The sequence below is a fragment of the Bacillus sp. FJAT-52991 genome (genome assembly GCF_037201805.1).
Taxonomy (GTDB): domain Bacteria; phylum Bacillota; class Bacilli; order Bacillales; family Domibacillaceae; genus Bacillus_CE; species Bacillus_CE kandeliae.
The window spans coordinates 754,476-776,209 of the sequence record NZ_CP147404.1 but is presented as its reverse complement, the minus strand read 5'-3'; the positions used below and the strand labels follow the sequence as shown (position 1 = coordinate 776,209).

Here is a 21,734-nt window from a genome sequence, read left to right as displayed (position 1 = left end):
AGTCTACACATTTTTTTAAAGTTTTTTCGAGACTTTTTATTTAATTTATGGTAGAGTAATATACGTAATTTACTTGTAACATTTTTGTAAAATTTGAAATGGGGGTTTTTTCAAATGAAGAAACAGTTTTTCGCTTTTGGATTGGCTACAATGATGATGTTCTCTGCAGGTACTAGCGCATTGGCAGCAGCTCCAACTACTAAGGCACCAACTACTAAGGCACCAACACAAAAAGTAACAAAAGATCAACAAATTAAAAACATCGTTACTTATGCAAAAAAGCTGAAAGGTACACCTTATAAAGAGGGCGGTACAACAACAAAAGGCTTTGATGCTTCTGGTTATGTTCAACATGTATTTGCTAAAAACAACGTGAAAATAGCTCGCAATTCAGCTGACATCCAAAAGCAAGGCACAAATGTAGCACTAGGAAAACTTAAAGAAGGAGACCTAGTATTCTACAACACAACTGGTAAACCTAGTAAAAAAGCTAGCTTTGTAGGTATTTATATTGGAAAAAATCAATTTATGGGCGTAACAACTAAAAATGGTGTGTCTGTCATTGATATGAACAATAAGTACTGGAAATCTAAATACTTAGGTGCTAAACGCATCATTAAATAAGAAATAAAAAAACTGAACCCATAGGGTTCAGTTTTTTGTATTGTTTTCTTTTTCTCCTTGGGGCAAGATTAATATTTCAACTCGGCGATTTTGGGCACGCCCTTCGGCTGTTTCATTAGATGCAATGGGTTGGTATTCTCCATATCCTTTCGCACTAAAAAGACGTGGATCGAGATTTTTATTATCTAATATCACTTTCATAAAATTAACAGCACGCATCGCACTTAATTCCCAGTTCGATTCAAATTGATCGTTTTTAATTGGAACATTATCTGTATGACCGCTAATGATAACATTACGAGGAACTTCCATTTCAAGCAGTTTAGAAATCTCTTGAGCCGCTTTGCGATCTTCCTCTCTTACTTCAGCAACTCCGGAATTAAATAAGACATTCTCACGAATACTCAAGAGTAGCCCTTCACCGTTCAAAGTGGTCTTTACTTTATCCTGTAAATTGTTCTCCTCGATATATTCATCCATTTTCTCCTGCATCTCGGACAATTCTTTTTGGTCTTTCTTACCTAATCCACTTAATTGTTCTTCTGTTGATTGATTGTCGGCGTCATCCATCGTCTCTGAAGGCATTGTATTTGGATAGTCCATTACCCCGTTGCCTCCTTTAAAGACATCATTGAAAGCTTGGGACACTTGTTGAAATTTCTGCGCATCTACAGAACTCATTGCAAATAAAACGATAAAGAGAGCAACGAGTAAAGTTAATAAATCAGAATAAGGTAGCAACCATGACTCATCTATATGATCGCTTTCCGGTTTCTTTCTCCTTTTTTTAGCCATTTGCTTCAACGCCTTCTTCTAAGAATTTTTTCTTTTCATCAGTTGGCAAATAAGAAGCTAATTTCTGCTCTAATACACGCGGAGCTTCTCCTTCTAAAATCGATAGTACACCTTCAATCATCATTTCTTTTACTTTGACTTCTTGTTTTGATTTTCGTTTTAACTTATTGGCAAATGGATGCCATAGTACATACCCTGTAAAAATCCCCATTAACGTTGCAACGAATGCTGCTGAAATCGCATGACCTAACGCATCTGTATCACTCATGTCGGACAATGCTGCAATCAGCCCAATAACTGCTCCAAGTACTCCAAGCGTTGGAGCATATGTACCAGCTTGAGTAAAGATCCCTGCTCCTACTTGGTGGCGCTCTTCCATTGCTGACAACTCTTCACTTAACACATCACGAATATAATCAGCTGTTTGACCATCGATTGCCAAACTTAGCCCGTTCTTTAAAAACGGTTCCTCAATTTCATTCGTTTTTGATTCAAGTGCTAACAAACCTTCTTTACGTGCTAACTCAGCCCAACCTGTAAACAGGGTGATGACCTCTTGTGGTGTCATCATTTGCTGTTCTTTAAATAAAATACCGAATAGCTTTGGCACTTGTTTTAATTCGCTTCCAGGAAAGGCAATGACGACAGACGCTATCGTTCCTAATATAATAATTAACAATGCCGCTGGATTCAAAAGAACCATCGGACTCACACCTTTAAACACCATCCCTACACCAACGGCAATAATCGCCAATATAATTCCAATAATTGAACTCTTATCCATATGCATTCACCCTGTAATTTTTATTTATAGTTCTTTTATCGGATACAAATTAAAAATTTACATAGATGTTCGCATAAAATCCAAAACTTTCGTTTCATTTACCCTAAACAAAACGATGAAAAAGGAATACCCGAATGGATATCCCTTTTCTGAAATAAATCATGCTTGCAAAGTCATTGCTGGTCCAAAGAATTCATATCGAATATGCTCATCACTTATACCATTCGCTTTTAAATGGCGGATGATCACCTCCATAAACGGTGCAGGTCCGCATACATAGCAAATGCTGTCTTGGCGCACAACATCTTTTAAAAACTCTTCGCTAATATAGCCATCTATATGTTCATATTTAACGTAACCCCGTCCATCTTGCAACTGTTCAATAAATTGCTTCGTGTCTTCTTTAAAGGCATGAACTTCTTCCTTGCGAGAAGCATGAATGAAGACAACTGGACGATCACTTTTCTCTACAGCTAGTGTTTCAAGCATACTCATCATTGGTGTAATACCTACTCCCCCACTGATCAAAGCAATAGGAGCTTTGCTTTCCATATCTAAGTGGAAATCGCCGGCTGGTGCACTTACTTCAACGGTATCACCGATGCTCACATGTTCATGTAAATAATTAGACATCTTACCTTCAGGTTTTTGCTCCATTTCCTTTTTCACAGAAATGCGGTAATAATCATGAGCTGGCGCAGCAGATAAGCTATATTGACGATTTAAAATATATTCCTCTCCAGGGATTTGAAGCTTAATGGTAATGTATTGTCCTGGTAAATAAGATGGAAGTTTGACGCCATCTTTTGGTTTTAAGTAAAAAGATGTAATGATGGAGCTTTCCTCTTTTTTATCAACGACTTCAAACTCCTTAAAATCCAACCATCCTCCTGATTGTTCACTTGCTTCTTTATACATTTCCGCTTCTACATCAATAAATACTTTGGCAATCACGCCATATGCTTCGGCCCATGCGTTAATAATATCATCCGTTGCTGCCTCACCAAGCACTTCCTTAATGGCTTTTAATAAATATTCTCCTACAATTGGATAATGCTCTGGCTTAACCGCTAAACTGCGATGCTTATGGCCAATTTGCTTCACCGCTGGAATGAGCACTTCTAGCTGATCAATATATTTCGCTGCCGCATACACTGTATTCGCTAAAGCTGTTTGTTGGCGTCCCTTCTCTTGATTGGCATGGTTGAAAATATTTAATAATTCGGGATGATCCGCGAACATCGTTTTATAAAAATAAGTTGTGATTTCTTTTCCTTTTACTTCAAGTACTGGAGCAGTTGCTTTGACAATTTCAATTGTTTTTTCTGATAACATATTGTGCCTCCATTAAAGTAGTATTTATAATACATCTTATTTATATATTATGCCGAGAATAAAAGCAATATATTAAATACATCTTTAAAGAAATGTTCACATTTCTTTGAGATGATCAGATTTGCAGTATATAATGGAAATATTAAACGATTCGTGGTGATTGTTAATGAGACTAACGCTTTACACAGATTATTCTTTACGAGTACTCATTTATTTAGCCTCTAAAGAGCAAAATGAGCTAGCTAATATTAAAGACATAGCAGAAGCCTACAAAATATCTAAAAATCATTTAATGAAAGTAACGTATGAACTTGGCAAGATAGGCTTGATTGAAACCATTCGAGGTCGCGGCGGTGGCATCCGACTCGCCATGTCTCCAAAGGACATTAACATCGGGCAAGTGGTGCGGCAAACAGAAGATGATTTTCATTTAGTGGAATGCTTTAATAAGGAAACGAATCAATGCCTTATTACCTCTGTTTGCGGATTGAAGCACGTTCTTTTCCAAGCACTGCAAGCCTATCTTGCTGTTCTTGATCAATACACGTTACAAGATATTGCGGATGAACCAAACATGCTAAAAGTCTTATTCCAAAAAAATCCCGAAGAGTCATAAACTCTCCGGGATTTTTTTAATCTTCTTTACTGTATTTAAATGCCACAAACACAAATAATAAAAAGCTAATTAATAAGATGGTGCCTCCCACAATATAAAAGACCATCGTAAATGTCTGTGGCAAATCAAAAGGTTTCACCGTATAAAGCCACATTCCAACCGTCAAGCCGATTGTCCCAATGATCGCACTCCACACATGGGCACCTGCCAGCTTTGATCCTTTTGGTACTTTATACATCCGATAAAACGCTGAAAAAGCAAATAAGCTTAACCACCCAACCACTAAAATGTGGGCGTGAATCGGACGAACAGCATAAGATCCAGCTCCTGCCATATGTGAACCTAATACTGCACCAATGAAACCAAAAATAGCTGCAAACCGAACTAACAATACATGATAAGCCACGCTTTTCCCCTCTTTCTATTCTTCATCTCATGTATGATTATAGCGAAAATCAACATGATAAGTATAATCATTTGCTATCGATCTGTTTATTGATACAATTATGAAAACTGCTATTGTGAGGAGAATGTATATGACAAGTTTCCAACAAACTTTAGAAAAATATGCGGAGTTAGCTGTTAAAGTTGGTGTCAATATTCAAACAGGACAAACTTTGGTCATCAATGCCTCCACCGACTCCGTACAATTTGTTCGCTTAATTGTGAAAAAAGCATATGAAGTTGGCGCGAAGCACGTCAATGTAGAATGGAGCGATGACACTGTTACTCGGTTAAAATATGACCTTGCTCCTGATGAAGCTTTTACCGAGTTCCCTAAATGGCGAGCACAAATGCTTGAAGAATTAGCCGAAGAAGGGGCTGCCTTTATGTCAGTCATCTCTTCTAGCCCCGACTTGTTAAAAGGTGTCCATTCTGAACGAATTGCAAACTTCCAAAAAGCGACTGGGCAAGCATTGAATAAATACCGTCAATTTATTCAGTCTGACAAAGTGAGCTGGTGTGTCATTGCTGCTCCATCCGAAGCTTGGGCACAAAAGGTATTCCCGGATCTCCCTCAAGAAGAGCAGGTTCCTGCTTTATGGGACGCAATTTTTAAAGCGGTACGCGCGGACGCCGATCAGCCAGTTGAAGCTTGGAAACAGCATGATCAAACCCTGCATACAAAGGTTGATTATTTAAATAACAAACGCTACAAATCGCTTCACTACACAGCTTCAGGCACTGACTTAACAATTGATTTGCCTGAAGGTCACTTATGGGTCGGAGCTGGCAGCATCAATGAAAAAGGCGATGAATTTATGGCCAATATGCCAACTGAAGAGGTCTTTACTGTTCCTCACAAAACCGGTGTGAATGGTCGCGTGTCTAGCACAAAGCCATTAAGCTATGGCGGTAACATCATCGATGAATTCACTATCACGTTTGAAAATGGCCGCATTACAGAAGTGACGGCAAAAGAAGGCGAAGAAGTGTTGAAGAAGCTCGTAGAAACGGATGAAGGTTCACATTACCTTGGAGAAATCGCGCTTGTCCCGCACCATTCGCCAATCTCTGAGTCAAACATTCTTTTTTACAACACCTTATTTGATGAAAATGCCTCTAATCACTTAGCAATCGGCAGTGCCTATGCCTTCTGTATTGAAGGAGGTAAAACGATGTCTCAAGAAGAACTCGAAAAAAATGGGTTAAACACAAGTATCACACACGTTGACTTTATGATTGGTTCGGAACAAATGAACATCGACGGTATCACAGCTGATGGACAAAAAGAAGCAATTTTCCGCAACGGCAACTGGGCGGAAGGAATTTAACATAGAAAGAAGCTGTCTCATAAGCAAGCGAGACAGCTTCTTTTCTTGAACGATAAGGTGTTCAGCCTTCCCGCCCCCCATCACACTACAAACTAAATTGATTCAATCGCTTGTAGTAGTCGATCAAAAAGTGATAAAACATTTTTTCTGATGGCGGCAGCTCTCTTACTGTTGTGATGATGACGCCAACAGTTCGAGCAATCATTGGTATACTAATGGGCAGGCTCACAGTCCCATGTGGTGTTTGGTCTACAAGCAATGTTTCCGGCAACAATGTCACACCGAGGCCCGCTTCGACAAGCCCTTTAATCGTATAAATATCTTCACTTTCAAAGCCGACGTGCGGTTCAAAATTGACTTGTTGGCACGCTTCAAGGACGAGCTTTCTCATATCATACCCGGTGCGAAAAAGAACAAATTGATCATCTTTCAGCTCTCTTAAATTGACTGTTTCCTGTTTAGCTAATGGATGTTGGCTTGGTAGAAGCACTCGCATTCGTTCCGAAAAAAACACATGTGTATCGATGTCGGCTGCTTTTTCTGGCACTGGTGATACGAAGGCAATATCGATCTCGCCTTCTTGGACTAGATCTCTTAATTCTTTGTTGGAACCTTGATGAAAGTCAAAGCCGATATCTGAATATTGCTTTCGAAAAGCAGAAATCACTCGCGGTAATGTCTTTGTCGCTAACGAATTCGGAAAACCGAGACGGATTTTTCCTGTTGCAGGATTTAAATAATCATTGACTGCGGCCACTGCTTTATCGATCTCATTCATCGCCGATTCGATATGCTGTAAAAATATTTTCCCAGCATAGGTTAGTTTGACATTTCGGCCCTCACGTAAAAACAAATCGACACCAAGTTCATCCTCTAGCTTGGCAATTTGCCGGCTGACGGCTGACTGAGCAACATGCAGCCGATAAGCCGCTTCTGTTACATGCTCTTCTTTCGCCACTTCCATAAAATATTTGATTTGACGAAGTTCCATGTCTTCACCTCTTACAGTGCTCACTAATTTTATCCCGCATTAACGGGCTGTAAGGCCCCACCTCAACATGGCAGAAGAAGCGCAGACATGTAGGTGGGAGATCAACAGCCCGTAAATGCCCGATCCGTTCAACTAACAATCATTGGGGGATGAAGAAAACCCCCAATGATTGAAGTTTCACTTTATTTTCTATTGTACCACCAAAACGAAAAAGACCGGACATGTGACTGCCCGGCCATTGGCTATTATTTTTTCATTAAGCTATAAAGTACCGCTTTTTGTGCGTGCATCCGATTCTCCGCTTGCTGGAACACAACGGACTTCTCTCCATCCATCACACTTGCTGATACTTCTTCTCCGCGATGAGCAGGAAGGCAATGCATAAATTTACAATCTGGATTCGCAACTGCCATTAGTTGGTCGTTCACTTGATAAGGAGCAAACACTTGTAAGCGCTCCTTCGCTTCCTCCTCCTGTCCCATACTCGTCCATACATCCGTGTAAATGAAGTCGGCCCCTTTCACCGCTTCTAACGGATCTTCCGTAAATGTCAATTTCGCCCCTGTTTGCTCGCTAATTTTTTGTGCTATTTCTACTACTTGAGGAGCGGCTTCATAACCTACTGGTGCCGTTAACGCGAAATCCATTCCCACCATCACCGAAGCAATCATAAGCGAATGAGCAACGTTATTTCCATCTCCTATATACACCATTTTATTTCCTTTAAAGCTACCTTTTAATTCATAAACAGTTAATAAATCGGCCAACGCCTGGCAAGGATGATATAAATCCGTTAAGCCATTAATGACGGGAATACTCGCCGCCTCAGCCAATGCTTCAATTCTTGAATGGCTATGGGTACGAATCATAATTCCATCTAAATAACCGGATAATACTTTTCCTGTATCTTCAATCGTTTCGCCGCGTCCCACTTGAAGATCATTAGAACTTAAAAACATCGCATGCCCGCCAAGTTGAAGCATCGCCGCTTCGAAAGAAACACGCGTACGAGTCGAATGCTTTTCAAAAATCATCCCAAGAATTTGTCCCTTTAAGCTATCAAGGTATTTTTCTTTATTTTTTTTCATATCATCTGCTAATTCAATAAGTGCTGCTATCTCTTCCGAAGAAAAATCGATTAACTTTAAAAAGTCTAGTCCATGCATATTATCTGTCTTCATTGTTTGAGTCCCCATTCTTCTCTCACCTTTCTATTTAAACGTTATCCACGTCGTTCCTGTATTTGAGCTTATTAATATTTATACATTAAAAAGAATTAAAATACAACCTTAAATTCTGAATTCTTTCACTTTTTCTGAAAGTGATAGATTTTTGCTCATTTCATGTATACTAATCCGTAGACACAATTGAAGAGGTGACAACAATGAGGGAAAAAAGATTAATGAAAGACACATTATCTATAAAAACAAGCTACGTGCTCCCACCCGATACAAACCATCATGGTACGCTATTCGGTGGAAAATTAATGGCCTATATTGATGATATCGCTTCAATCACAGCGACGAAACTAGCGAGAAAGCCTGTTGTAACTGCTTCTACCGATTCCGTAGACTTTTTGAAGCCAATTCGTGTCGGTGATGCTGTCACACTAGAAGCGATGGTTTCTTACACAGGGACCACAAGTATGGAAGTATTTGTAAAGGTTTTATCAGAAAACTTATTAACAGGAGAATCATCAGTTGCTGCTCTCTCCTTCCTAACATTCGTTGCATTAGACGAAAACGGAAAACCTGTCACAGTTCCTGAAGTAGTACCGGAATCAAAAGAGGAAAAATGGTTAAATGAGACAGCTGTGAACCGTGCTGGGCATCGGAAAGCCCGTAAAAAATATAGCAAAGAACTAGCCGACTTCTTCGCTAACTCAGAAGAATAAGCTATTTGTTCTAACAACCGCCTGAAAGATCACCTTTCAAGCGGTTGTTTTTTGAATGAAAGCCACACTTTTTCCCTAAGAACTTATCCTCTTGTTATAAAATAAACACAACACTTCAAACGGCAAATACGACAATATTCGGTTACAAATATTAATTTTCGATAACAGTAATCATGGTATTTATATCCATAATAGCTTAGACCTTTGACCTGACTAAAGCGAAGAACTGTTATAATTCTCATGAATTTGTAATATAGATTTTTCCATATATTGTCCCCTATACAGTAATCTTGAACCGACTCTATACTTAGAGGAGTTGATATTAGAGGACAATAAAAGTTGACGTGAATTTATAAATATCTACAGAATTTCAAGTGGCTCAACGACGTTTCCAACAATGTGGCTAAACAAGCGGTAAAGGACGCCTGTGACGCTTATAAGAAATTCTTCAAAGATCAAAGCAAGTTCCCGAAATTTAAGTCTCGAAAGAAATCTCGTCCTAGCTTTTATAACGATAACGTGAAGTTAAAAGTAGAAGGTAGCTATGTAAGGCTTGAAAAAGCAGGCTGGGTTCAGACAGCAAAACCTCTTCCCATCGGTGTGAAATATACCAATCCCCGAATCACTTTTGATAAAAAGTATTGGTATTTAGCTGTCGGGATCGAACAAGAACAGCCTAAACAAGAGTTAACCGATACGGTCATCGGCATTGATTTAGGAACCAAAGACTTAGCCGTTTGTTCAGACGGACAAGTGTTTAAAAATATGAACAAAACACAAGCTGTACGTAAGACCGAGAAGCGTTTACGCCGGTTGCAACGCAAAGTTTCTCGCAAATATGAAAGGAATAAGGAGGGGAAATCGTTTGTCAAAACGAGCAACATTATAAAAATCGAAAAGCACATTCAACGCCTGCACAGACGATTAACGAATACTCGCATGAATCATCTCCATCAAAACCAAGCCATGTAAGGTTTTGATGGAGGATTTAAACATTAAAGGAATGATGAAAAATCGTCACTTAGCGAAAGCAGTAGCCAATCAAAAGCTGTATGAGTTTATCCGACAAATGAAGTACAAATGCGAGAAATACGGGATTGAGTTCATACAGGCGGATCGTTTTTATCCCTCTTCTAAGACCTGTTCCTCTTGTGGGAAGATCAAGAAAGATTTAAAATTTTCTGATCGCACTTACAAATATGAGTGCGGAAACGAAATGGATCGAGACTTAAACGCGGCAGTGAATTTAGCTAACTATGGAAAATTAGCCATCGGTCACTAACAAGACGTGGCCCATGTGTAGGGTTCCTTGTGCCCGAATTTACGCTTGTGGAGTGTCCTATCAAATGTGAGTAGCAAGCAACATCCGCAAAAGCAGGCACGTTTGAAGCAAGAAGTAAACAAGGCTTTATAGATTTTTATAAGGTTTTGGCAACGGTATGTATGATGTTTGGACAAGCAGAACTTGGGATTGATTTAGGAACCGCCAATTTATTGGTTTATAGTAAAGATAAAGGGATTATTGTTAATGAACCATCTGTTGTTGCCATTGATCAACAGACAAGAAAGGTGTTAGCGGTTGGCTCTGATGCAAAGGAGATGATTGGGAAAACACCTGGTCGCATTGTTGCTACTCGCCCAATGAAGGATGGCGTCATTGCCGACTTTGATATCACATCAGAGATGCTGAAAGGTTTGATGCGAAAAGCGGGTAAAGAGTTGGGGTTAAATTTGCGAAAACCGACTGTTGTCGTTTGTGTACCTTCAGGAGCCACTTCTGTTGAAAAAAGAGCGATTGAAGATGCCATTAAAAGTAGTGGGGCCAAGGAAGTGCATTTAATTGAAGAGCCTGTCGCTGCTGCTATTGGAGCCGACTTGCCAGTAGAAGAACCCATTGCTAATTTAATTGTAGATATTGGTGGCGGTACGACAGAAGTCGCCATCATTTCTTATGGAGGAATTGTGACTTGTAATTCCATCCGCCTTGCAGGTGATAAACTTGATGAAGATATTGTCCTATACATCAAAAAAACTTACAACTTACTCATTGGTGAACGGACTGCTGAAAATATTAAAATGGAGATTGGCTATGCCTTGATTGAGCATGAGGAACAAAAGATGGCTGTTCGCGGTCGTGATCTTTTGACGGGATTGCCAAAAACCATCGAAGTGAGTTCGTATGAAATCCAAAAGGCGATAAAAGAGGCATTGCTTACCATTTTAGAAACCATTCGGACGACATTAGAAACCTGTCCACCAGAGCTTAGTGGAGATATTGTTGACAGAGGTGTGGTCTTAAGTGGAGGCGGCGCCTTAATAAAAGGAATGCAGGAATGGATTAGCAGAGAAATTATCATCCCTGTTCACCTCGCACCTAATCCGTTAGAATCGGTGGCTATTGGGACCGGTCGCTCTTTACATGTGTTGAAAGCTCTACAAAAAGCGAAAAGCTAATGAGAAATCTAGAGACTGTCTCACTAGAGGTCTGACTCCGAAAATTGCTCGGGATCAGATCTCTTTTCTTTTGAGATCCTCTCTCTTGCACACTCCATCGACCTTGTTCATCCCTTGTCACCCGAGTTTCTCTCTCATTAAACGTACATCCCCATGTAAAGACATCACCTTATTTACTCTTCCATCCTTCTATTTTTTATCATGACATTCACTAAAAAGAGGCCTTCCATGATGGTTAGCCTCCCTGTAAATTAATACGGTTTGTCTTGATAAAAGTAATTCGGTGTTTGAATGGTATCATGATATTCCTGGTGAAAAATATGAGTCGCAGCTGGCGAAATCGGTGGAATTAACCATGTCCAATCTCCCGTTAATGCTCGTCCTGCTTGCTCCTCATTTTGTTCGAAAACTTTAAACTGCTGAGCCGCTGTATGATGATCGACAATACTGACACCCGCTTCTTTAAAAGAATGCAACACAGCCACATTTAATTCAATAAGCGCTCGATCCTTCCAAAGTGCCGATGCCTTGCTTGTATTTAACTCCATTCGTTCAGCAATGACCGGAAGCAAATTATATCGAAACTCATCTGCTAAATTACGCGCACCAATTTCTGTTCCCATATACCAGCCATTAAATGGAGCAGACTTGTATTCTAAACCACCAATTTCCAACTTCATATCAGAAATGATCGGTACTGCATACCATTTCAGACCAAGCTCACGAAACCACGGGAATTCCGGATGAACAAGTTCAACTTCCTTCATCAACGCCTTTGGTGTTTCCTTCCACTCGGGAGACTTACTGCCAATTTGTACCACCCATGGCAGCAAATCAAAATTCGTGCCTTTTCCCTGCCATCCTAGTTTTTCACATTGCCTCGTAAAGTCCACTGACGAAGGATCACCAATGCTCCCTGCCTCTGTTTCATAGCCGGCATAACGCATTAATTGATGATTCCAAATCCGCACATCTTCTCGATTTGGCACAGATGGTGGAAATATAGTAATAACAGGGCGAATTTTGCCGTCATTTGTAGCATACTCAACATGCTTCTCAAGTGCTTGGAATACGTCCTCTTCTGTACGTGCCTCCCTTTCATCAAACACATGAAGCGTTTGCCAAAACAAGCGACCAATGCAACGATTACTATTGCGCCAAGCCATTCGCGCACCATGTACTAACTCTTCATATGTGTGAGCATAACTTCCGGTCGTTTCGATTTCCTTTTTAATCTCTTGCAAACGCTTTGTTCGTTCAACTTCCGACTTATTTAATTCTTGGTAACATTGTTCAATGAAAAACCTCGCATCGTTCCAAAGTTGCATATTCATTCGTGGTCCACCTTAAATAGATTGCTTTTACTGAAAGTATATCATTTTTTCCCGCATCTATCCTTCGACAATTTGTTGAAAAAATGTTACTTTTCTCGAATGATCTTAAATGTCCCTGTTGCTTTCCCAAGTAGCCGTCCGTCCGTATCTGTTATTTCCCCTTCAAGAAAAGCAAGTTTGTATCCTAGCTGAAGAATCATTGCTTCAGCAAATATTTCGCCCGAGGATACACTACCAAGAAAATGAGTCGTTAAATTAGTCGTCACGCATCTTTCCTTTGTTACCGCCCGAAGCAGCATTCCTTGAATAAAATCAAGCATCGTCGCATAAACGCCTCCATGTAGAGTACCATTCGTATTCAATAACACTTCTTTAATATCTAGCTTGATCTTCACCCGATCCTCCTCAAACTCGACAATTTCAAATCCAATATACTGAAAAAATGAGTTATTTTTAAAATCCTCTTTTATCAATTCTAATGTTGTAGCCACTGCTCGATCATCCTTTCATTGTTCCTACCTTTTTAATTCTTTAATCGCACTAAAAACCCTGCAAAAATAAGGGCATTTACGATCGCTAAAAAAAGAGGTTGAGCGTGGCCTCAATCAGCGGGCGACTGATTGGAGGCGATTCGCGACTGATTTTTCAAGATCTCCGCCCAATTCGGAGTGATTTGCGACTGATTGTCTCACAATTCCGACCAATAAAGACGCTTTACCGACTAATCCCCCCCATCCAATAAAAAAACGAGGCTGTCTTATAAGACAGCCTCCTCAATTCATATACACTTTCTTCGGATGCGTTGCTTTTTTTGAACGCCACTGTGGAACGACAATTCCAATTAAAATCAATAACACACCAGTTGCCTGCTCCGGAGTAATCTGTTCACCAAGAATAAGCATAGCTGATAAAATGGCAGCTGGTAATTCTGCTGCTCCAACAATCGTTGCCGTTCCAGAATCAATATGCGGTGTCCCAATCGCAAACAAAATCACTGGTAAGACTACACCGAACAGCCCAACGAGCAAGCCATATTTCCATAGACCACCAGTAAGCGTTCCATCCACAATAAATGTAGGCGGTACAAATAATAATACGGTCAAAAATCCGCCGGCCGTAATGATTAAACTTCTTTGAATCGTCGGTACCCCTTTCCCTGCTTTTCCACTAAAGAAAATAAATAAAGCAAACGTAACAGCCGCTAAAAAGCCAAACACGAGTCCTTTTGTCTCGCTCATCCAATCCATATGACCGGATACAAGGCCTCCAGCTAACAATGTGCCTCCCCATAGAAAAACAATCGAAATTAACTTTAAATTCGATGGGAATGTTCTTAAATAAATAGACTCAATGACAATACCGATCCAAGTAAATTGAAAGAGTAAAACAATTGCCATAGAAGCTGATAATTGTTCGATACTAGTCGCATAAAACACACCTGTTAAGCTTAGTAAAATCCCAAGACCCAACAATGAGCCAATCTGTTTCATATTTAATTTCACTCGTTTCGTAAACAACACAACCACTAATAATAAAAGCAATCCAAAAAAATATTGAGCACCAGTCGCCTGTTCCGCCTGATAGCCTGCATTTGTCGTCAGTTTAACTAACGATGAATGCAAGCCATAGCTACAAGCTCCTAATAAGACGAATAAAGAATAACGAAGCTGATTCAACTTAGTTTCCTCCTTAAATCTATCACTAGCTCCGCACCATTCATTATGCTTTCAGGCATAATAATGGCTCCGAACGTTTGAAGTTTGGAGCTTGATCATTACGTAATTTTTGATTTATCAAGATGCTAAATTAATGCAAGTATAGTCCTCTAAATCATGTTCAGCAATGGCATTTCTGAAAGTTCCAAAACTCAGAAACTTCCCATTTCACACGCTATTTTTACAATAGAAAATAAATCAAAATTCTAAATATTCTCTTGACTCTTCTTTGTGCAACAGCTATGATGTCTTTATCAATTAAATAACGTATTTCTTATCAAGAGAAGCTGAGGGTACTGGCCCTAGGACGCTTCAGCAACCAGCCGACTGCCGGCCCGGTGCTAACTCCAGCAAACGACTTTGTTCGTTTGAAAGATAAGAAGGAATAGCTATCGACGACTATAAAGCCTTCTTATTTTTTAAGAAGGCTTTTTTATTTTTTAGGGAGGGTGAATGAAATGAGCATTTTAGATCGGTTGAAACATGAAGTATTAACCGCAGACGGAGCGATGGGAACGCTGCTTTATTCATATGGAATTGATTTTTGCTATGAAGAATTAAATGTGGAAAAACGAGAAGTGATTGAACAAATTCACCTTGATTATATAAAAGCAGGGGCCGATGTCATTCAAACGAATTCCTATGGGGCCAATGCCTATAAACTAGCTCGTTATGGCTTAGAGCATCGCGTGCGAGAATTGAATAAAGCTTCCATGCAAATTGCCAAAAAAGCGGTAGCCCCAAATGGTCGCTTTGTGCTAGGAACAATTGGCGGCATACGTGGCATGCGTAAAAGCAGCGTGACGTTAACAGAAATTGAAGCAGCGATTCGTGAACAAGCGGACAGTCTTTTATCAGAACAACCGGACGGCCTCCTCTTTGAAACGTATTATGACTTTGATGAGTTAACGACCGTGTTGAAAATGATTCGCCCCCTTACCGATCTTCCGCTCATTGCCCAAGTATCGATGCATGAGCCGGGTGTACTTCAAAACGGTATGGCACTAAATAAGGCGCTTCATCATCTCGAAGGATTAGGAGCGGATATCGTTGGAGTAAACTGCCGGCTCGGTCCTCATCATACGATTCAAGCGTTAGAAGAAGTGGCACTGCCAGAGAAAGCCTTTCTATCTGCTTATCCAAATGCCAGTCTACTAGATGTAGAGGACGGGCGAATTGTTTATGAATCAGAAGCAGACTACTTCGGGCAAGCGGCGGTAAAACTTCGCAATGAAGGAGTTCGGTTAATCGGCGGGTGTTGCGGGACGACGCCAAAACATATCGAAGCGACGAAAAAGGCGCTCGCTGGTCTCCCTCCCATCACCGAAAAAAAAGTGAAAGCGGAACAACCAATTATCATTAAAGAAACAGCCGCTCCGTCACTTCCACGCCTACATGAAAAAGTGAAAACGGAACGAACGATTATTGTTGAACTAGACACACCAAAACAATTGGATACAAATGCATATATTGAAGGGGCTAAAGCTCTTCACGAAACAGGCATCGCAGCTGTGACGATGGCAGATAATTCACTGGCTTCCCCGCGAGTAAGCAACCTCGCCATCGCGTCCCTATTGAAAATGAACCATCATATTCGCCCGCTTGTCCACATAACATGCCGCGATCGCAATTTGATCGGACTGCAATCTCATTTAATGGGATTGCATGCACTAGGCTTGCATGATGTGCTAGCAATCACTGGCGACCCGACAAAAATTGGCGACTTCCCAGGGGCGACTTCTGTTTATGACGTATCAAGCTTAGAACTCATTCAATTGATTAAACAAATGAATGAAGGCATATCTTTTTCCGGAAAACCATTTAAACAAAAAGCAAATTTTTCCGTCGCCGCTGCCTTCAATCCAAATGTGCGTGTGCTCGACCGAGCGGTGAAGCGACTGGAGAAAAAAATCGAATGCGGGGCCGATTATTTTATTACCCAACCTGTATTTACAAAGGAAAAAATCATCGAAGTGTACGAAGCAACGAAGCATTTGCCGACACCTATTTTTATCGGCATCATGCCTTTAACAAACTCAAGAAATGCCGAGTTCCTTCATCATGAAGTGCCTGGCATTAAACTGGCGGATGAAACACTCCAACGAATGAAGGCATGCGAAGGAGATCGAGAAGCTTCCGCTCGTGAAGGAGTCAACATTGCTAAAGAACTCATCGACACAGCCGCTAAGCTGTTTAACGGCATTTATTTGATCACACCTTTTTTACGCTATGAAATGTCTATTCAATTAATCAACTACATTGAACAACTTGATGGAAAAATAAAGGAAAGAGGGATCGCTCATGTCCAATCCACATCCAATTGAAAAAGAACTAGAAAAACGCATACTCATCATTGACGGGGCGATGGGAACGATGCTTCAGCAAGCCAATTTAACGGCTGATGACTTCGGTGGCGAAGAATATGAAGGCTGCAATGAATACTTAAATATCACCGCCCCCGATGTGATTGATCGCATTCACCGGGCCTACCTTGAAGCCGGCACCGATATTATCGAAACAAACTCATTTGGTGGTACCGAGCTTGTTTTAAATGAATACGGCCTTGGAAAGCATACCTATGAAATTAATCGACGCGCCGCTGAAATTGCTCGCCAATGCGTGGATGATTTTTCCACACCAGAGCACCCACGCTATGTAGCTGGGGCAATAGGTCCAACGACAAAAACATTATCTGTCACAGGCGGCATCGACTTTGAAACACTTAGCAAAGACTTTGAACTGCAAGCCGTTGCGTTAATTGATGGCGGCGCTGACTTACTATTAATGGAAACGAGTCAAGATATGCTCAATGTCAAAGCTGGCACCCTTGGCATTCAACGGGCATTTGAACAAACTGGAAAAACACTCCCTGTGATGATTTCCGGCACGATTGAACCGATGGGGACAACGCTTGCGGGGCAAAATATTGAAGCCTTCTATATTTCGATTGAGCATATCCAACCGCTCTCTGTCGGCTTAAACTGTGCGACAGGACCGGAATTTATGACTGATCATATCCGCTCCCTTTCCGCTTTGTCCAACAGCTTTGTTAGCTGTTATCCAAATGCCGGCCTTCCCGATGAAGACGGCTGCTATCATGAATCACCCGACTCTTTAGCTCAAAAACTAAAAGGCTTTGCAGAAAAAGGCTGGATCAATATTGTTGGCGGCTGTTGCGGCACGACACCCGAGCATATTCGGGCAATGAAAGAAGCGGTGAAGGACCTCCCTCCTCGTCCGCGGCCAAAGCATCCGCATGACCATGCCGTATCCGGGATTGAACCCCTTTTATACGACGACACGATGAGACCTTTATTTATCGGAGAACGAACGAATGTCATCGGCTCACGAAAATTTAAGCGGCTGATCATCGAAGGGAAATTTGAAGAAGCGGCAGAAATCGCTCGCGCCCAAGTTAAGGGGGGCGCTCATGTTATTGACATCTGTCTCGCCAATCCGGATCGAGATGAACTGGAAGACATGGAAAACTTCATGCAAGAAGTGGTGAAAAAAGTAAAAGTACCACTCGTCATCGATTCAACAGATGAAACCGTCATTGAAAAAGCGCTGAAATATTCACAAGGGAAGGCCATCATTAACTCGATTAACTTAGAAGACGGTGAAGAACGATTTGAAGCTGTTCTTCCACTCGTTAAAAAATACGGAGCAGCCATTGTTGTTGGTACAATTGACGAAACTGGCATGGCCGTATCTCGCGAGCGCAAACTGGAAGTGGCGATCCGCTCTTATGATCTGCTTGTGAATAAATGGGGAGTCGCTCCAGAGGATATTATTTTTGACCCGCTCGTCTTCCCTGTCGGCACAGGTGATGAGCAATATATCGGTTCCGCCGAAGAAACGATTGAAGGCATTCGCCTCATTAAAGAAAAGTTACCCAAAGCATTAACTGTACTCGGTGTCAGCAATGTATCATTCGGCCTCCCTCCTGTCGGCCGTGAAGTGTTAAATGCCGTCTATTTATATCACTGTACGCAGGCCGGTCTCGATTACGCGATCGTTAACACTGAAAAACTGGAGCGTTTCGCCTCGATCCCAAAAGAAGAGATTGAACTGGCAGAAAAGCTGTTATTCGATACGAATGATGACACTTTAGCAGCTTTTACCGACTTTTACCGAGATAAAAAGAAGGAAAAAAAAGAAGAAGACATTCCGAAAACGGTACCGGAACGCCTCGCCTATTACGTTGTTGAAGGAACGAAAGAAGGGTTACTTCCTGACTTAGAAGCGGCACTTACAATGTATGACACACCGCTTGATATTATTAACGGCCCACTGATGAAAGGAATGGCCGAGGTTGGACGGCTATTTAACGACAACCAACTAATCGTGGCCGAAGTATTGCAAAGTGCCGAAGTAATGAAAGCGGCTGTCGCCTTTTTAGAGCCATATATGGAGAAAAAAGAAAATGACAACGGCAAAGGAAAAGTCGTCCTCGCTACTGTTAAAGGCGATGTGCATGACATCGGAAAAAACCTTGTCGATATTATTTTAAGCAATAACGGCTTTAAAGTCGTTGACCTTGGGATTAAAGTGACACCATCCGAATTAATTGAAGCGATTAAAAAGGAAAATCCTGATATGGTCGGCCTGTCTGGATTGCTTGTCAAATCCGCTCAACAAATGGTGCTTACCGCTCAGGATATGAAAGCAGCCAGCATTGATGTGCCAATTTTAGTCGGTGGGGCCGCCTTATCTCGCCGCTTCACTGAAACAAAAATTTCGCCTGAGTACACAGGTCCGGTTTTATACGCCAAAGATGCGATGGATGGATTATCGATTGCAAGTCGCCTGCAAAATGAAACGGAAAAATCACAGCTATTGAATGAACTGGCAGAAAAGCAGGAAAAACGCAAAGAAATTGAAGCCTATCGTGAAACGTCGAAACCAGCTGTTGCTGTTTTAGAAAAACCGATAAAAACAGTGCGACAAGATGTCCCTGTGTTTGAGCCGCGTGACTTGCGGAAGCATATTCAGCGAGACTATCCTGTTGCTCATTTAAAACCATATATCAATATGCAAACATTGATCGGTCACCACCTCGGTTTAAAAGGCAAAGTGGAAAAATTACTGGCGGAAAAAGATGAACGTGCCATCCTGTTAAAAGAAACAGTCGATGGATTTTTACAAGAAGGTCTGTTAAAAACAGCAAGCGTGTATCAATTTTTTCCGGCTCAATCCAATGGGGATGATGTGATCATTTACGACCCAGCGGATGCTAAAACCGAAATCGAACGCTTCACCTTCCCGCGTCAGCAAAAAGAGCCCTTCCTTTGCTTAGCCGATTATTTAAAATCGGTCGACAGCGGTGAAATGGATTATGTTGGTCTGTTTGTCGTCACCGCTGGCTTCGGTGTTCGTGACCAAGCCGCCAAATTCAAAGAAAAAGGTGAATTCTTGCAAAGCCATGCCATCCAATCCACTGCGTTAGAACTTGCGGAAGGCTTTGCTGAACGCATTCACCAAGAAATACGTGACCAATGGGGCTTCCCGGACCCTGTCGACTTCACCATGAGAGAACGCTTCGCCGCCAAATACCAAGGCCAGCGCTTCTCCTTCGGCTACCCGGCTTGTCCGAATCTAGAAGACCAAGAAAAACTATTTAAATTATTGCAGCCAGAAGACATCGGCGTCCACCTCACCGAAGGCTACATGATGGAACCCGAAGCCTCAGTATCAGCAATTGTCTTCGCACATCCAGATGCAAGGTACTTTAATGTGGAATAACGAAAAGCGAAAGGTGCCGTTTAGCGATGTATGAACTGGAACGCTCCGCACAAGATAAAGGAAACACGATGAACGCTAGTGAATCGATGTTGACTTATCGCAAGGAGGAGCGAGGAAGTTCACTAGTCGCTGGCACCTGGAGCTAGACAATAAAGAAAAGCGGAGCCGACTGTTTTGGAGCGACAAAGAAAAAAGCGAAAGGCGCTCGTTCATCGGCGACAAGCAAAAGACGAGCTGGCTGAAAGGTTGCTCTTTAACCTTTTGGTCGGATTGGCTTTTGACCTCGGGCCGATAGCACCTGAAGCTGGACAAGAAAAGCGGAAGGCATCAAAAAAGCAGACAACAAGCGTCTGCTTTTTTTTTTGCATAATTACAACGCTTCAGCTCACACTACCATTAAGGAGATGATGAGATGAAGAAAAAAATGAAACTAACTGAACCAATTTCACATGATCCACAAATCACGATTCATTCTGACGTCAAACAAGCTCGCGGCAACTCTGTAGATAAATATGAAAACTTAAAGGATGCCAATGAAATCATCGCCAGTAAAGAGATCGGTCAACAAAATGAAAATTTATAAAACAGTGAAGTAGCTTTTTTAGGGGTAGCTTGGCGTTCTTTGACCTTATGAGCACTTTCTTTGGCTTTCTACTCGTTTCTTTGACCTTGCGAGCACTTTCTTCGACTTTCTGCTCGTTTCTTTGACCTTACCAGCACTTTCTTCGACTTTACACTCGTTTCTTTGACCTTACGAGCACTTTCTTCGACTTTCTGCTCGTTTCTTTGACCTTACGAGCACTTTCTTCGACTTTACACTCGTTTCTTTGACCTTACGAGCACTTTCAGACTATTCTTTGATATTCAAGCCTAATAATCGAGAAAAAGCGATGGCCTGTTCTTCAGACACGGTGCATCCTGCTAATTTTTCTGCTGAAACCTTAAGCTCGTGAAATTCACAGCTACTAAGGTCGATTCCATTAAGTGACGTGCCTTCAAAGTTGGCTTCATCTAAATTGCATTGATTAAATTGCACTTTATCCAACTGACATTCATAAAAATCTCCGCTTTGAATGGCACATTGCAGAAACTTCACCTGCTTCAATTCAGCATAGCTAAACGAAGCAAAGTTCGCTTGACACTCTTCTAACACCACATTACGCAACGTCGCATCAGCCAAATTCAAACCTAACATTTTAGAGTGTTTAAACTCTACTCGATGAACACTCCCGTTACAAAATTCAGTATTGGACAAATCACATTTATTAAAAACAACATCGACCAATTCAACAAATCGAAAATTCACATCAACAAAAGAAACATTCTCAAAAACGACTTGATCAAACTTCAGCCGCTCAATCTCTTCCCCTATAATGGCACAATCTTTAATGGCACAATCTTTAATGATACATTTATTAAAATAACGATCCTCTTTCCACTCTTCAAAACTAGCTGAAATTAAATTTTGTGGAATCTTCGGTTGTTGGATTTTAAATAGATTAGTCATTCGATCACCTTCTTTTTATACTAGGATACCACAGCTGATTATATACCCTCGATGAATTTTGAAATCTCTATATCTAAACGCTGTTACTTATTCGGCTGCAAACGCCATCAGCATCCTGAATTTTTAGAATAACCATATTTTGTTTATTCTTGTATTGTATAACAT

At 41.1% G+C, this 21,734-nt stretch carries 18 protein-coding genes, 1 pseudogene and 1 riboswitch; of the genes and pseudogenes, 9 read left to right on the top strand and 10 right to left on the bottom strand.

The features are described from left to right. Positions 1-114 precede the first annotated feature (114 nt). Positions 115-624 carry a C40 family peptidase gene (locus WDJ61_RS03995; protein ID WP_338753336.1) on the top strand — a complete coding sequence of 170 codons (510 nt, stop codon included), beginning with the start codon at positions 115-117 and terminating at the stop codon, positions 622-624. A gap of 27 nt (positions 625-651) precedes the next feature. On the opposite strand, the gene motB is transcribed toward WDJ61_RS03995, so the two are convergent. The 3 genes from motB to hmpA form a co-directional block, all read right to left on the bottom strand. Next, positions 652-1,419, bottom strand: coding sequence for a flagellar motor protein MotB (gene motB, locus WDJ61_RS03990; protein ID WP_338753334.1), 768 nt, complete (start codon positions 1,417-1,419; stop codon positions 652-654). Further along, a complete protein-coding gene (gene motA, locus WDJ61_RS03985; RefSeq protein ID WP_338753333.1) occupies positions 1,412-2,203 on the bottom strand; it encodes a flagellar motor stator protein MotA in 792 nt (263 codons plus the stop codon). The genes motB and motA overlap by 8 nt, the downstream gene beginning before the upstream one ends. A 159-nt stretch (positions 2,204-2,362) precedes the next feature. Continuing rightward, positions 2,363-3,538, bottom strand: coding sequence for an NO-inducible flavohemoprotein (gene hmpA / locus WDJ61_RS03980; protein WP_338753332.1), 1,176 nt, complete (start codon positions 3,536-3,538; stop codon positions 2,363-2,365). Between the two features lie 166 nt (positions 3,539-3,704). Between hmpA and WDJ61_RS03975 the strand changes: the two genes are divergently transcribed. Then, positions 3,705-4,154: an Rrf2 family transcriptional regulator gene (locus tag WDJ61_RS03975; RefSeq protein WP_338753331.1), complete on the top strand. Its 450-nt coding sequence runs from the start codon at positions 3,705-3,707 to the stop codon at positions 4,152-4,154. 16 nt (positions 4,155-4,170) lie between these two features. Here WDJ61_RS03975 and WDJ61_RS03970 read toward each other — a convergent pair whose 3' ends face one another. Next, positions 4,171-4,560: a hypothetical protein gene (locus WDJ61_RS03970; RefSeq protein ID WP_338753329.1), complete on the bottom strand. Its 390-nt coding sequence runs from the start codon at positions 4,558-4,560 to the stop codon at positions 4,171-4,173. 130 nt (positions 4,561-4,690) lie between these two features. Here WDJ61_RS03970 and WDJ61_RS03965 point away from each other — a divergent pair, with 130 nt between their 5' ends. After that, positions 4,691-5,929 (top strand): aminopeptidase, encoded by a 1,239-nt coding sequence (locus WDJ61_RS03965; protein ID WP_338753328.1) that lies wholly within the window; start codon positions 4,691-4,693, stop codon positions 5,927-5,929. Between the two features lie 85 nt (positions 5,930-6,014). Here WDJ61_RS03965 and WDJ61_RS03960 read toward each other — a convergent pair whose 3' ends face one another. Continuing rightward, positions 6,015-6,920, bottom strand: coding sequence for a LysR family transcriptional regulator (locus WDJ61_RS03960; RefSeq protein ID WP_338753327.1), 906 nt, complete (start codon positions 6,918-6,920; stop codon positions 6,015-6,017). Between the two features lie 245 nt (positions 6,921-7,165). After that, positions 7,166-8,116 (bottom strand): ornithine carbamoyltransferase, encoded by a 951-nt coding sequence (gene argF / locus WDJ61_RS03955; RefSeq protein WP_338753326.1) that lies wholly within the window; start codon positions 8,114-8,116, stop codon positions 7,166-7,168. A gap of 188 nt (positions 8,117-8,304) precedes the next feature. On the opposite strand from argF, the gene WDJ61_RS03950 reads away from it, so the two are divergent. The 3 genes and pseudogenes from WDJ61_RS03950 (at position 8,305) to mreBH (ending at position 11,268) form a co-directional block, all read left to right on the top strand. Then, positions 8,305-8,814, top strand: coding sequence for an acyl-CoA thioesterase (locus WDJ61_RS03950; RefSeq protein ID WP_338753324.1), 510 nt, complete (start codon positions 8,305-8,307; stop codon positions 8,812-8,814). Positions 8,815-9,168: 354 nt separating this feature from the next. Then, positions 9,169-10,096 (top strand): annotated as a pseudogene (locus tag WDJ61_RS03945) (RNA-guided endonuclease InsQ/TnpB family protein); the annotation flags it as partial. Between the two features lie 164 nt (positions 10,097-10,260). Next, the gene (gene mreBH / locus WDJ61_RS03940) at positions 10,261-11,268 is read left to right on the top strand and encodes a rod-share determining protein MreBH (RefSeq protein WP_338754695.1); all 1,008 of its coding nucleotides are present in this window, start codon (positions 10,261-10,263) and stop codon (positions 11,266-11,268) included. 251 nt (positions 11,269-11,519) lie between these two features. Here mreBH and WDJ61_RS03935 read toward each other — a convergent pair whose 3' ends face one another. From WDJ61_RS03935 to WDJ61_RS03925, 3 genes are all read right to left on the bottom strand, one after another. After that, complete coding sequence (locus WDJ61_RS03935) at positions 11,520-12,596, bottom strand: nitric oxide synthase oxygenase (protein WP_413789083.1); 1,077 nt, start codon at positions 12,594-12,596, stop codon at positions 11,520-11,522. 92 nt (positions 12,597-12,688) lie between these two features. Next, positions 12,689-13,093 carry a PaaI family thioesterase gene (locus WDJ61_RS03930; protein ID WP_338753322.1) on the bottom strand — a complete coding sequence of 135 codons (405 nt, stop codon included), beginning with the start codon at positions 13,091-13,093 and terminating at the stop codon, positions 12,689-12,691. 282 nt (positions 13,094-13,375) lie between these two features. Next, positions 13,376-14,278, bottom strand: a complete 903-nt coding sequence (locus tag WDJ61_RS03925) for a DMT family transporter (RefSeq protein ID WP_338753321.1) — start codon at positions 14,276-14,278, stop codon at positions 13,376-13,378. A gap of 310 nt (positions 14,279-14,588) precedes the next feature. Further along, positions 14,589-14,699: riboswitch (SAM riboswitch) on the top strand. Positions 14,700-14,775: 76 nt separating this feature from the next. On the opposite strand from WDJ61_RS03925, the gene WDJ61_RS03920 reads away from it, so the two are divergent. From WDJ61_RS03920 to WDJ61_RS03910, 3 genes are all read left to right on the top strand, one after another. Beyond that, complete coding sequence (locus WDJ61_RS03920) at positions 14,776-16,641, top strand: bifunctional homocysteine S-methyltransferase/methylenetetrahydrofolate reductase (protein ID WP_338753320.1); 1,866 nt, start codon at positions 14,776-14,778, stop codon at positions 16,639-16,641. Further along, positions 16,619-20,062 (top strand): methionine synthase, encoded by a 3,444-nt coding sequence (metH, locus tag WDJ61_RS03915; protein WP_338753319.1) that lies wholly within the window; start codon positions 16,619-16,621, stop codon positions 20,060-20,062. The genes WDJ61_RS03920 and metH overlap by 23 nt, the downstream gene beginning before the upstream one ends. Before the next feature lie 412 nt (positions 20,063-20,474). Further along, positions 20,475-20,645 carry a hypothetical protein gene (locus WDJ61_RS03910; protein WP_338753317.1) on the top strand — a complete coding sequence of 57 codons (171 nt, stop codon included), beginning with the start codon at positions 20,475-20,477 and terminating at the stop codon, positions 20,643-20,645. Between the two features lie 267 nt (positions 20,646-20,912). Here WDJ61_RS03910 and WDJ61_RS03905 read toward each other — a convergent pair whose 3' ends face one another. Further along, positions 20,913-21,569 carry a pentapeptide repeat-containing protein gene (locus WDJ61_RS03905; protein WP_338753316.1) on the bottom strand — a complete coding sequence of 219 codons (657 nt, stop codon included), beginning with the start codon at positions 21,567-21,569 and terminating at the stop codon, positions 20,913-20,915. Positions 21,570-21,734 lie beyond the last annotated feature (165 nt).

Excerpts from the sequence above, each read along its gene's own strand:
- motA (WP_338753333.1), bottom strand. The coding sequence starts at position 2,203 with ATGGATAAGAGTTCAATTATTGGAATTATATTGGCGATTATTGCCGTT.
- WDJ61_RS03960 (WP_338753327.1), bottom strand. The coding sequence starts at position 6,920 with ATGGAACTTCGTCAAATCAAATATTTTATGGAAGTGGCGAAAGAAGAG.
- WDJ61_RS03995 (WP_338753336.1), top strand. The coding sequence starts at position 115 with ATGAAGAAACAGTTTTTCGCTTTTGGATTGGCTACAATGATGATGTTC.
- argF (WP_338753326.1), bottom strand. The coding sequence starts at position 8,116 with ATGGGGACTCAAACAATGAAGACAGATAATATGCATGGACTAGACTTT.
- WDJ61_RS03975 (WP_338753331.1), top strand. The coding sequence starts at position 3,705 with ATGAGACTAACGCTTTACACAGATTATTCTTTACGAGTACTCATTTAT.
- WDJ61_RS03950 (WP_338753324.1), top strand. The coding sequence starts at position 8,305 with ATGAGGGAAAAAAGATTAATGAAAGACACATTATCTATAAAAACAAGC.
- WDJ61_RS03905 (WP_338753316.1), bottom strand. The coding sequence starts at position 21,569 with ATGACTAATCTATTTAAAATCCAACAACCGAAGATTCCACAAAATTTA.
- hmpA (WP_338753332.1), bottom strand. The coding sequence starts at position 3,538 with ATGTTATCAGAAAAAACAATTGAAATTGTCAAAGCAACTGCTCCAGTA.
- WDJ61_RS03910 (WP_338753317.1), top strand. The coding sequence starts at position 20,475 with ATGAAGAAAAAAATGAAACTAACTGAACCAATTTCACATGATCCACAA.
- mreBH (WP_338754695.1), top strand. The coding sequence starts at position 10,261 with ATGTTTGGACAAGCAGAACTTGGGATTGATTTAGGAACCGCCAATTTA.
- WDJ61_RS03935 (WP_413789083.1), bottom strand. The coding sequence starts at position 12,596 with ATGCAACTTTGGAACGATGCGAGGTTTTTCATTGAACAATGTTACCAA.
- WDJ61_RS03965 (WP_338753328.1), top strand. The coding sequence starts at position 4,691 with ATGACAAGTTTCCAACAAACTTTAGAAAAATATGCGGAGTTAGCTGTT.
- motB (WP_338753334.1), bottom strand. The coding sequence starts at position 1,419 with ATGGCTAAAAAAAGGAGAAAGAAACCGGAAAGCGATCATATAGATGAG.
- WDJ61_RS03920 (WP_338753320.1), top strand. The coding sequence starts at position 14,776 with ATGAGCATTTTAGATCGGTTGAAACATGAAGTATTAACCGCAGACGGA.
- metH (WP_338753319.1), top strand. The coding sequence starts at position 16,619 with ATGTCCAATCCACATCCAATTGAAAAAGAACTAGAAAAACGCATACTC.